Annotated in this window: 8 protein-coding genes; 6 read left to right on the forward strand and 2 right to left on the reverse strand. The window is 61.9% G+C overall.

Annotated features, from left to right (window positions below; genetic code table 11):
• Positions 1-73: 73 nt before the first annotated feature.
• Positions 74-1,471: a calcium:proton antiporter gene (locus ACFMO7_RS03410; protein ID WP_376794129.1), complete on the forward strand. Its 1,398-nt coding sequence runs from the start codon at positions 74-76 to the stop codon at positions 1,469-1,471.
• 251 nt (positions 1,472-1,722) lie between these two features.
• Here the strand turns inward: ACFMO7_RS03410 and ACFMO7_RS03415 are convergent, their stop codons facing one another.
• Positions 1,723-3,753 carry a hypothetical protein gene (locus tag ACFMO7_RS03415; protein ID WP_376794130.1) on the reverse strand — a complete coding sequence of 677 codons (2,031 nt, stop codon included), beginning with the start codon at positions 3,751-3,753 and terminating at the stop codon, positions 1,723-1,725.
• Between the two features lie 601 nt (positions 3,754-4,354).
• Here ACFMO7_RS03415 and ACFMO7_RS03420 point away from each other — a divergent pair.
• From ACFMO7_RS03420 to ACFMO7_RS03440, 5 genes are read left to right on the forward strand one after another with little or no spacing between them, the layout of a single operon-like run.
• Entirely contained in the window at positions 4,355-4,897 is a 543-nt protein-coding gene (locus tag ACFMO7_RS03420; protein ID WP_376794131.1) for an NADH-quinone oxidoreductase subunit J, read from the forward strand.
• Positions 4,898-4,909: 12 nt separating this feature from the next.
• Positions 4,910-5,227: an NADH-quinone oxidoreductase subunit NuoK gene (gene nuoK, locus ACFMO7_RS03425; RefSeq protein ID WP_170293420.1), complete on the forward strand. Its 318-nt coding sequence runs from the start codon at positions 4,910-4,912 to the stop codon at positions 5,225-5,227.
• Positions 5,228-5,233: 6 nt separating this feature from the next.
• The gene (nuoL, locus tag ACFMO7_RS03430) at positions 5,234-7,498 is read left to right on the forward strand and encodes an NADH-quinone oxidoreductase subunit L (RefSeq protein ID WP_376794132.1); all 2,265 of its coding nucleotides are present in this window, start codon (positions 5,234-5,236) and stop codon (positions 7,496-7,498) included.
• Positions 7,499-7,513: 15 nt separating this feature from the next.
• The gene (locus ACFMO7_RS03435; protein ID WP_376794133.1) at positions 7,514-9,139 is read left to right on the forward strand and encodes a NuoM family protein; all 1,626 of its coding nucleotides are present in this window, start codon (positions 7,514-7,516) and stop codon (positions 9,137-9,139) included.
• Between the two features lie 12 nt (positions 9,140-9,151).
• Positions 9,152-10,681 carry an NADH-quinone oxidoreductase subunit N gene (locus tag ACFMO7_RS03440; protein WP_376794134.1) on the forward strand — a complete coding sequence of 510 codons (1,530 nt, stop codon included), beginning with the start codon at positions 9,152-9,154 and terminating at the stop codon, positions 10,679-10,681.
• Here ACFMO7_RS03440 and ACFMO7_RS03445 read toward each other — a convergent pair.
• Positions 10,678-10,995, reverse strand: a 318-nt coding sequence (locus tag ACFMO7_RS03445; RefSeq protein WP_376794135.1) for a hypothetical protein, incomplete at its 5' end; no start/stop codon positions are given. The two genes, ACFMO7_RS03440 and ACFMO7_RS03445, sit on opposite strands and share 4 nt — an antisense overlap.

Consider the following 10,995-nt stretch of genomic DNA (forward strand, 5'->3'; position numbering starts at 1 on the left):
GGCTGCTCTCTCTGGCTTTCGTCTGAGCACGGGGAGTGGTCCGTCCCAGTTAGCTGAAAGGGAAGGAGCGCTTATGTCGCGCTGGTTCTACAGTCTCTTGCTCTTCGCGGGGCTGGCAGTGGCCCTGGAGCTGCTGGGAGTGGAGATTCCTCCTCTGCTGCGCTTTATCTGTGCCGCGTTGGGGATTCTCCCGTTAGCGGCTCTGATTGGGCGAGCTGTTGAGGCCGTAGCCGAGCACACAGGTGAGCGGATCGGAGGACTGCTGTTTGCCACCTTCGGGAACATAACCGAGCTGATTATCGGCCTGTTTGCCCTGAGTGAAGGGCTAGTGGATGTGGTGCGCGCTTCGATTATCGGCTCTATTTTGGGCAATATCTTGCTGGTGCTGGGCGTGGCCACGATGGTTGGCTGCCTCAAGCATGGACGGCTGCGCTTTGAGACGCGCCCGGCCAGCCAGTACGCCTCTCTGTTAGCGCTCTGTATCGCCGGCTTGTTGCTGCCAGCGGTGGCCGAGCTTCTGGCATCGCGGGCCGGTCAGAGCCAGGTTGTCGAGCGCGGTATCCAGCTTTCCGACTTTATTGCCATCCTGCTCCTCGTCGGCTACGCGGCCTCGATTCTCTTTAGCGTCTTCCGCTTTCGCGACCACGGCCCCGGAGGAGAAGAGGCCACGGGGGAAAGCTTTGAGCCGCTTTTGGGCGCCCGCTCCGAGAGCGCTTTGTTGCGCCTGCTGAGCTATCGTCAGCGCCTGGCCCAGAGCAATCTGCCGAATAAGAGCGGTGTGCTGCGCGAGCTGGACCGCACCCTGCAGGCTATGGTAGCCCCCGAACGGGCCGAAGCGGCCACGGCGCCGCAGATCCAGACGCCGCCTTCGGCAGCCAGTGGTGGCGCCACCGCTCCCAGCGGAGGTGCCCAGCAGCAAGGAGCCGCCTCCCGCGAGCAGACACCTGGGGGAGAAGAGCATCAACAGCGACCGGCACGGCCCACCGAGAGCACCGCTGCCGAGAAGAAGCCCAATCTATGGCTGGCACTGCTCCTGCTGGCGGCCTCTACCGCTGGGGTAGCAGTTGTTTCGGATATCCTGGTTGCCTCGATCGAACCGTTTACGCAGCTGCTCGGATGGAATCCCGCCTTTGTCGGCCTGGTTTTTCTCCCACTCATCGGCGGCCTGCCCGAATATTTCAATACGATCAATATGGCGCTGGATAAACGCATGGGCATGGTGCTGGCCGCCTCGGCTGGCTCGTCTATCCAGATCGCACTGCTGGTAGCCCCGATTTTGGTGCTCGGTAGCTTACTGGCTCCTCAGCGTCTCGATCTGGTTTTCAGCATCGTGGAGATCGCAGTTCTGGCTCTGGCGGCTTTTCTTTTTAGCGAGATCACCCACGATGGGGAACTGGTCTGGTTGGAAGGTCTGCTCTTGATCTTGCTCTACGCGATCATGGGAGGAACCGTCTTTCTCTTCGGCGCCTGAAAGGCCAGTCGCCGCAGCCCCAGGCAGCGAAAGTCGAGGGAGAGTGCAGGCCAGCAATCGGCAGAGGGGAAACCAGGGTAAGACCACGAGGAGCGACGGCGCTCCTCGTAGCCGTCGCTGCAACCGGGAGAACGCTGAGGGTCCCGCACCAGATAACTGGGGCGGACCGAGCGATGGAGACCGGCCCGGTCTCCCACACGGGGAGGCCGGCGCGTCGCCCGACGCTCGCTTCAGCGGATTCGTCAGCCAGGCTAGTAGGGAATAGGTAGGGCTTGATGGCCCTCCTGGCCAGGACGCACCAGCGGCGAAACCAGGATTTCAATGGCAAACGGTTTTTCGTAGAGCGGGCGCCGGTGCTCGTCGGTAAAGACGATGTGCAGGCGCTCGCGGCGTCCTCCCCGCCCTTTGAGCGGCGGCGGCATGGGGATCGTTACCTCGGCCATGTAGCCCCGAGCCGGCACGGTGATGACCGCTCGCTGTACAACGAAGGCGTAGCGCTGGTAGATAGCCGAACGGACCTCGATATGTACGCGCTCGCCGTGAGTGAGAGCGCTTAAGCCTACCGGTCGGCTGCCCGCCCGCGCGCCGGGGGGAGGTAAAGCCCGATCGCGCCCCATCAGTCGCACGCGAATGGCAAAGCGCTGGCCGGGCTGCACACGCAGAGGCGTTTCGATAATGGCGGCGGCAGCCGTGCCACGCTGCTGCTCACCGACGATGAAGCGCTGAATCTGGCGCAGCAGCGAGCGCTCTTGCAGGCCCTCAGCCGGCTGAGCCTTCACCAGCGCGGTGCTGCTGGACCTACCTGAAGGCAGCAGCTTGCTTTGGAGGGCCGGCAGCAGACCTGTAATGCGCTTCTGCAGCTGCTGAGTGACGCGCCGCGCCAGCTCCCCAATCTCCTCCAGCTCGCTGCGACGGCGGGCCAGAATATAGGTCGACAGAGCCGCGATATCTTCCTCCTGTGATGGCCCCGCCGACGCGGCCCGCTGATCTCCTCCAGCGGCGGAGGGCGCTGGCTGCTTTCTCTCTTCCTCCTCGTCAGCGCCAGAGGCCAGACCAGGGGCAGGTACGCGCGGGCCGTGGCGCGGGTCGACGTCCTCGATTGGTCCCGTGCGAGCGCCGCGCCTTGTGGGGCGCCCTCTGGCGCGCTCGCCCGACCCATTCTGCGCCTCGGGACTGGCGGCCTGCTCCTCGAGAAAGGCCGTCGTGGTCGAACGCGGGTAGCGCACTACCTGGGTGCTGATGTAGGGGTTGGCCAGCGATTCGGCCAGGGAAGCGGCGCTCTGGAAGCGCTCGGAGCGCTCGAAGGCGAGTGCCCGCATCACCACCGTCTCAATCTCCGGCTTCACGCGAGGATTCAGCTCGCGGGGCGCGCGCAAGTGTGGCGCCGGGGCGGAAGGAGGGGTTCCGGTCAGCAGCAGATAGAGCAAAGCCCCCAGACTGTAGACATCGGAGCGGGCTTCGACCTTGCCTTGCTGCACCTCTGGGGCCGTGAAGGGGCTGGGCTTGAAAGGGCGCGTTGCCCCGGTCAAAACCGGCAACAGGGTGCGGATATAGAGCGGGAGCCAGCACAGCAAGAGCGCCGGCTGACTACCATAATCGAGGCTGCCCAGAACCAGGGCCTGGGGGTCCAGCTCGCCGATCACGATCTGGTGTCCGTGAAGGCGATCGACGGTCCCGCACAGCTCCTGGATCCAGCTCACCGCCACCTGTTCATCGGGCAGGCCAATGCCGCTCTGAAGAACGCTTTCCAGAGTATAGAGCTGCCCGCTTCCATTCTGGCTGGCGGGCGTTCTCCCCTGGTCCCGAGCGGCTCCAGCCCCGTCGTTGCCGGCCGTCTGCTGTTGGGAGAGAGCAAAGGGGTTGCCAGCAATAACGTAGATATGGCCCTGATCGTATTCCTGACGCAGAATAGGCGTCAGGTGAGGGATCGCATGACGACGCAGCAGGTCGTATTCGCGCCTGACAAGCTGCGCCGCGCGCTGGCGGGCCTCGTCATCCAGCATGCTGATATCGACATCGCTGACGACCACCGTCTGCTGGGTGCTGGTATCGGTAGCCAAGAATAGGCTGATGTAGGGACGGCGGCGCACCAGCGAGGTAATGCGATAGCGTTGGCGAAACCCGGCCTCGGCCTCATCCGCTGAACGGGGCGAGGCAGCCCCCTCGATGCGCCTCCCGCAGGCGCCACAGAAAGCCGCATAGGGCGGTAAGACGGCGTTACACTGGGGACAGCGCTGCGTTTCGGGAGAATCCCGCCTGCCGGTCGTCTGTGTCATGCTCATGGACAGGTGCCTTGCCGTGTGTTATTGCGCAGATTATTGCTCGCGAGAGAAATGATCACCAAAAGATTATAGCATAGCGAATGGGCGATGCGTAGCTGAATTGGCCCTATCTCCGCCAAGGCCGCCAGGAGAAGATGGGCGCGCGCGCAGCTTGAGTGAGCCTCTCCAGGCTTTCGCTCCGGCCAGCCCACTCCAACCAGCTCCAGAGGAGGCCGGGGCCAGGAAGGTTTCTGCCCTTGTCACCTCGTCAGGCTTTTGTTAGAATCTGACGGGAAACAGCGAGGAGTTGCTCACGTCGCACGTACGTACGCACGCACGCAAGAAACGAGACAAGAACAGGGCAGATAGATCCACCGCTTCAAGGCCGGTCTACCCTGCTACAATGGGAGGGAGGGAGTATGCAGGGCGCTAGAGTGTACACTGGCTCGTTTCAGAGGAACCTGCTTTTAACCTGACTGAGACCTTCGCGCCGAGCTTTGTGCTGTGTCCGCTTCGCCCCTCTCTCTCACGTTCTGGCCGCTCCGACGGCAGAGCTGGCCAGGACAACAAGGCTCGTTTGGACGGTGCTCTCAGTGCCCGCTCGATGGAGGACATTTTTTTTATGGATTTAGCCAGCCTGATCTTCTGGATCATCGCCGTTGTGCTGGTTGCTGCGGCGCTGGTCGTCGTGGGCCAGCGAAACATCGTGCATAGCGCGCTGGCGCTGGTGGTGGTCTTTGCAATGGCCTCCGGCATCTTCCTCCTGCTCAATGCGGAGTTCATTGCGATCGTGCAGATCCTCATCTACGCCGGCGCGGTGACGATCCTGATCCTGTTCGCGCTGATGCTGACACGCATCGCCGGGCAGCGTGTGACAAACCCCAACGCTCGCCCGCTGTCGATGGCCGTGGCGCTGGTGGTCTCGGCCCTCGTCGGGGCCGGCATCATCCTGGCTGCGACCGTCAGCCAGTTCGCGCAGTCGGCTCCCGCCGCCCAGTTGCTTCAGGGGACGGTCTGCTCGCCCCCCGCCAATAACGTGATCGCGATCGGCCAGCTCCTCTATAGCCCCTCCTGCTACAGCTACGTGCTGCCCTTCGAAATCGCGACGGTGGTGCTGCTGGTGGCTATCGTAGGCGCGATCGTGATCAGCCGCGAGGAGGAGTAAGTTGCTATGGGCCTGACTCTGACCCATTTTGTGGTGCTTGGCGCGGTGCTCTTCTGTATCGGCCTCTATGGCGCTCTGACAAAGCGCAACGCGATCGCCATCCTGATGAGCATTGAGATTATGCTCAATGCGGTCAATATCACGCTGATCGCTTTCTCTTTCTTTAACCACGTCAAGCCTTACTCGAATCTGTTGACAGGACAGATCTTCGCCATCTTCATCATTACTGTCGCTGCGGCGGAGGCGGCGCTCGCCCTGGCGATGATTATCGCGATCTATCGCAAGCGCCAGACGGTGGATGTTGGCGAAATCGATATGCTGAAGTGGTGATTTGCTATGTACGGTCTCTATGAGTACGCCTGGCTCATTCTGGCCGCTCCGCTGGTGTCGTTCGTGGTGATCGTCTTTGGGACGCGCATGGCCGACCTGTGGAGCCGCCATCATGGGCAGACCGCGCAGGACTATGCGGCCTACCTGCGCGAGGCGGACCCGGCCTTTGCCGCCTGGGAGGCGACGCGCGGCGCCGGCGGGCCTGGCGCGCAGCACGCCAGTTCTCCTTCCCTCTCTCACTCCGCCAGCGCTCACGCGGCGGAGCATGCTGGGGATCACCAGGGGCACGCAGGGCACGAGGGAGAGCACGGCGACCCATACGATGATGATCCAACGGTGCCGTATTTGACTCCCTGGGCCAGGCTGAGTGGCTATGTGGGCATCGCCTTGATGCTCCTGGCCTGCCTCTATTCCTGGCTGCTGCTCTTCGCTTCGCTCGGCCTGCTTCCCGGGGCTGCGCGCCTGCCCGAGGAGGGAATCACGCTCTTCTCCTATACCTGGGGCAGCGATGCGGCTTTCCAGCCCTATACGATCGCTTTCCATCTCGATAATCTGGCCCTGGCGATGACGGTGGTGGTGACTACGGTCTCTCTGCTGGTGCAGTTCTATTCCCAGGGCTATATGGCAAGCTCCGCCGGCTATGCCCGCTTCTTCGCTTACCTGTCGCTCTTTGCTTTCTCAATGCTGACCATCGTCTTCGCCGCGAATTTCCTGGTGATCTTCGTCGGCTGGGAACTGGTCGGCCTCAGCTCCTACTTGTTGATCGGTTTCTGGATCAATAAGCGAGCCAAGCCCGCTGAGGAGCGACCCGCTCCCGCTAGCGCCGCCCTACAAGCCTTCGTCATGAACCGCATCGGCGATGTGGGCTTTATTCTCGGCATTATGATCCTGTTCGCGACGACGGGCACCTTCGATTTCGCGACGCTGGCCGGTAGCGGTCCCCACGGAGTGGCTCAGGCTTTCGCGGGCAATCAGGCGCTGCTGACGGTGGCCATGATCCTGGTCTTCTGCGGCGCGATCGGTAAGTCGGCCCAGGTGCCGCTCCATACCTGGTTGCCGTCGGCAATGGAAGGTCCCACGCCGGTCAGCGCCTTGATCCACGCGGCGACAATGGTGGCCGCCGGCGTCTATATGGTGGCGCGCACATTCGCTCTCTTCTCCGCCGCCGGCCCGCAAGCCTTCGAGGTGGTGGCCTGGATCGGCGGGATTACGGCGATCTTCGCGGCGACCATCGGGCTGACCCAGACGGACTTCAAGCGGGTGCTGGCCTTTTCGACGATTAGCCAGCTTGGCTATATGTTCGTTGGCCTGGGGGTGGCCGGTCAGGAGCTTGGCCCTGGACCCGGTATGTTCCATCTGTTCACGCACGCTTTCTTTAAGGCGCTGCTCTTCTTGGGCGCCGGTAGCGTGCTGCACGCCCTCCACCATGCCATGCATCGCGAGGTCCAGGATATGCGCCTGATGGGCGGCCTGGCGCGCTTCATGCCGGTTACGGCGGTCACCTGGCTGATCGCCGGCCTCTCAATCTCTGGCTTCCCCTTCTTGTCCGGTTTCTACAGCAAGGAAACCTTGATCTCGCTGGCCTTCGAGCACGGCGACTACGCGCTCTGGGCGATTACGCTGCTCACGGCTGCTCTGACGGCCTTCTATATGTTCCGCGCTTTCTTCCTGGCCTTCGGCGGCAAGGGTGGCTCGTTCTTTGGAATGTGGGGCGGCCCCTACCGCGGCGAGGGGACGCCGCATGAGTCGCCGCTGACGATGACGCTGCCACTGGTAATTCTGGCGGTCTTCTCGATCTTCGCCGGTTACTGGGTGGGCTTCTTCCAGTATCTGGATCCCCATGCGCCGCTGCTGGACCTGGGTAAGCTCTTTAGCGATGGTCTGACCTGGCTGGGCGTGGCGCTCTCGCTGCTGGGAATCGCCTGGGCCTACGTGCTCTATTGCGCGGTCGGTTGGGAGCGCGTCCATAAGGTGGTAGAGGGCAATGCGGTCTTGCGCTTCTTCCATCGGTTGCTGCTGCACCGCTACTATGTGGATACCCTCTACGATTGGATTGTGCGCTATGTGGTGCTGGGCCTCTGCCATGTGGCGGCGGCTTTCGATCGCTTTGTGGTGGACGGCATCGTCAATGGGGTGGCCGGCCTGGTGATGGAGCTGGGCAGCGGCCTGCGGCGCGCGGAGACCGGCAAGGTGCAGGCTTATATGACGGTCTTTTTCGGTGGGATCGCGGTCTTCGCCGTGGTTGTCTTTGTGCTGGCTACGCTTAGATAGAGGGGAGGAAGCGCTGTGATCTTTGCCTACGATCTCACCTGGATTCTTCTGCTGCCGACGCTCGGCGGGGTGCTGGCGATGGCGGCGCCGGCGCGCCTCTCACGCTGGCTGGCCCTGGCCTTTAGTGCGGCCACGCTGGCGCTCTCGCTCTGGATCTTTCTGCGCATTGCTCTGGCTACTGGCTACCATTTCGGGTCGGTGACGGACCCGAAGGCCGATCCGGCCTCGATCGATGTGGTCCAGCTCCCCTGGATTCAGTTCCAGCTCGGCTCGGTGCCCTTCCGCATCGATTATTATCTGGGCGTGGATGGTCTGAGCCTGCCGCTGGTGATCTTGAATGCTTTGCTGACGATGCTGGCGGTGATCGGCGGCTGGGAGAAGCCCCGAGTGAAGGAGTATATGGCCCTCTTGCTACTGCTGGAAGCGGGAGTGATGGGGGTCTTTATGGCGCTGGATCTCTTGCTCTTCTTCCTGTTCTGGGAGGTGGAGCTGGCGCCGATGTTCCTGTTGATCGGGATCTGGGGCAGCGAGACGGAGAAGCATGGCATGCCGGGCCGCATTTATTCGGCCTGGAAGTTCCTGCTCTATACCTTCTTCGGTAGCATCTTTATGCTGGCTGGGATCTTGCTGGTCTATTTCCAGGCCGGCCAGAATACGGCCAGCCTGCCAGTACTGATGCAGCACCTGTTGCCGGCGACGGGCGGGGTGACTGTTCCGCTGCTGGGCGTGACGCTCGGCTCGCAGTTGCTGGCCTTCTTGCTGGTCTTTGTGGCCTTCGCGGTCAAGATCCCAATGTTCCCCTTGCATACCTGGCTGCCGGATGCTCATACGGATGCTCCTACCGAGGTCAGTGTGATTCTGGCCGGGGTCCTGCTGAAGATGGGGGCCTATGGGCTGATCCGAATCTGCCTGGGCCTCTTCCCGGATGGCCTGCAACAGTTTGCTCCGCTGTTGGTGGTGCTGGCGGTGATCAATATTCTCTATGGGGCGGCTATCTGCCTGGTGCAGAAGGATATGAAGCGCCTGGTGGCCTATTCCAGTGTAAGCCACATGGGGGTGATTCTGCTGGGCGTGGCTGCGGCGGCTATGGCGGTCCATACAAGCAATCCCGATGTGGCCCGCTTTGGGACGGCGGCTTTGATGGGGGCCACGGTGCAGATGATTAGCCACGGGCTGATCACCAGCCTGCTCTTCTTCTGCGTGGGCGTGATCTACGATCGGGCCCATACGCGCGAGATCGAGATCTTCGGCGGGGTGGCCAAGCGCATGCCGCTGTGGGCAACGCTCTTTACGTTCGCCGGTCTGGCTTCGCTCGGTCTGCCGGGCCTGGCCGGCTTTGTGGCAGAGTATATGGTCTTTACGAGTAGCTACCGCATCTGGCCCCTGCCGACGGCGATCGCCGTCTTTACGATGATTCTGACGGCGGCTTATCTGCTGTGGATGCTGAAGCGGGTGCTGTTCGGACCCTTCAATCTGCGCTGGAATTGGCTGCCCGATGCGTCGTGGCGCGAGGCGATTCCGCTGGTGACTCTGGCGGCCTTCATTGTGCTGGTCGGGGTCTACCCCGGGTTCTTGCTGGATGTGATCGTGCCGGCGCTGCATCACCTGCTGCCGGTGGCTACAACGGCGCTGGGTCGCTAGGAGGCGCGTGCTATGGCTACGGGTTTTAAGGTCGCTGATCTTTACTTGCTTTCGCCGGAGCTGAGCCTGACACTGCTGGCGCTGGTGGTGATGGCAGTGGACCTGTTCGTGAAGCGCCGCGCGGTGACGGCAATGGTGGCGCTGGTGGGCTTGCTGGTGCCGGCCTTTTTGACGGTTTCGCTGATTCTGACAAACACTGGTGCGACCCGCCACGCCTTCTTTAATATGCTGGTGGTCGATAACTACGCCCTGTTCTTTAAGGTGGTCTTTCTGTTGATCGCCGCGGTGATGATCTTGTCTTCGTACTCGTACGTCTCGAAGTACGTGCGGGGCGCAGGCGAGTTCTATACGCTGCTGCTCTTTTCGACCACGGGCATGATGCTGATGGCCAGCACCGGCGAGCTGATCTCTCTCTATATCTCGCTGGAGCTGACAAGCTTTCCGCTCTATGTGATGGCGGGACTGCTGCGTACCGACCAGCGCTCGGCGGAGGCGGCGGTGAAGTATGTGTTGCTGGGGGCAATGTCGTCGGCGATTCTGCTCTATGGTATGGCCCTGCTCTACGGACTGACAGGGACGACGGATCTGTTGAGCATCGCCGGCACTTTCGCTAAGGGCCTGCAGGATGGAAATCTATTGGTGATCGTGGCCGATATTCTGATCCTGGCAGGCTTCGGCTTTAAGATCTCGGCGGTCCCCTTCCATATGTGGGCACCCGATATCTATGAGGGCGCACCTACCCCCGCAACGGCTTTCTTCTCGGTCGGTTCGAAGGCGGCAGGCTTTGCCGGCTTGCTGCGCATCTTCTTCTATGGCGGGCTGAATCTGCGCGATCTGCCTCAGTTGGTGGTGGTGGTGGCTATCATGGCCATTCTGACGATGACGCTGGGCAATGTGGTGGCGGCAGTACAGTCCAATGTGAAACGTTTGATGGCCTATTCGAGCATTGCTCAGGCGGGCTATTTGCTGGTGGGCTTCTGCGCGAGTCTGGCCACGGGCCGCCCAGAGGGCAATGCCGCTGTGCTCTTCTTTATCCTGGTCTATGTGTTGACAAATTTGGGGGCGTTCGCTGGGATCATTGCCCTGGCCAATGCGACAGGAGGCGAGCAGATCGAGGATTTCCGCGGCCTGGCGCGCCGGGAGCCGCTGGTGAGTTTGGGTACGGCCCTCTGCCTGCTGTCGCTGGCGGGCATTCCGCCGGTGGCCGGCTTCTGGAGCAAGGTTTTCCTGTTCAGCGCGGCCTGGAGTCAGGGAGTGGAGATGAATCAGCCCTGGCTGCAGTGGCTGGTGATTATCGCTCTGCTCAATAGCGTGGTGTCGCTGGTCTACTATGGGCGCATTGTGAAGGCTATGTACTTCGATGCGCCTCCGAAGGAGGACCGGCTGTCGACGCCGCTGGGCTTGAGTTCCTCGATTGTCCTGGCGACAGCGGCCCTGCTGGTTTTGATTGTGGTGGCCCAGGTGGTGCTGAATTGGGCTTTGCCGGCGGCTTCGATGCTCTTCGCTTCGGCACAGAGCGTGCTGACGGCCCTGGGCCATTAACTCCCAGCGCTTGTCGGTTTAGAAGCAATAATAGAAGAAGAGGACGGCTCATGCTTCGAGCCGTCCTCTGCTGCTTTTGGGAACAGGATGGCATCTCGATGAGGCCATTGGTCATCGGGCTGGTCTTGTGGCAACTGGCAACCTTGCCGCTCTCCCAAATGTGCAGACATCTCACTTTGCGCAGGATGTGAGTTTGGAACTGCCATGCCCCAGGCAGGCGGGTGAGCGATCTCGCCCGCCTGGTCCAACGAGCAGGGCACCTCAAGCGCCTTCAGCACTTGCGCCAGGCCGTTCATTGCCGCGCGCTCGTCCCA

The sequence above is a fragment of the Thermogemmatispora sp. genome (assembly GCF_042408735.1).
Classification (GTDB): Bacteria; Chloroflexota; Ktedonobacteria; order Ktedonobacterales; family Ktedonobacteraceae; genus Thermogemmatispora.

Coding starts and splice junctions, on each gene's coding strand:
- ACFMO7_RS03440 (WP_376794134.1), top strand. CDS start 9,152: ATGGCTACGGGTTTTAAGGTCGCTGATCTTTACTTGCTTTCGCCGGAG.
- ACFMO7_RS03410 (WP_376794129.1), top strand. CDS start 74: ATGTCGCGCTGGTTCTACAGTCTCTTGCTCTTCGCGGGGCTGGCAGTG.
- ACFMO7_RS03420 (WP_376794131.1), top strand. CDS start 4,355: ATGGATTTAGCCAGCCTGATCTTCTGGATCATCGCCGTTGTGCTGGTT.
- nuoL (WP_376794132.1), top strand. CDS start 5,234: ATGTACGGTCTCTATGAGTACGCCTGGCTCATTCTGGCCGCTCCGCTG.
- ACFMO7_RS03415 (WP_376794130.1), bottom strand. CDS start 3,753: ATGAGCATGACACAGACGACCGGCAGGCGGGATTCTCCCGAAACGCAG.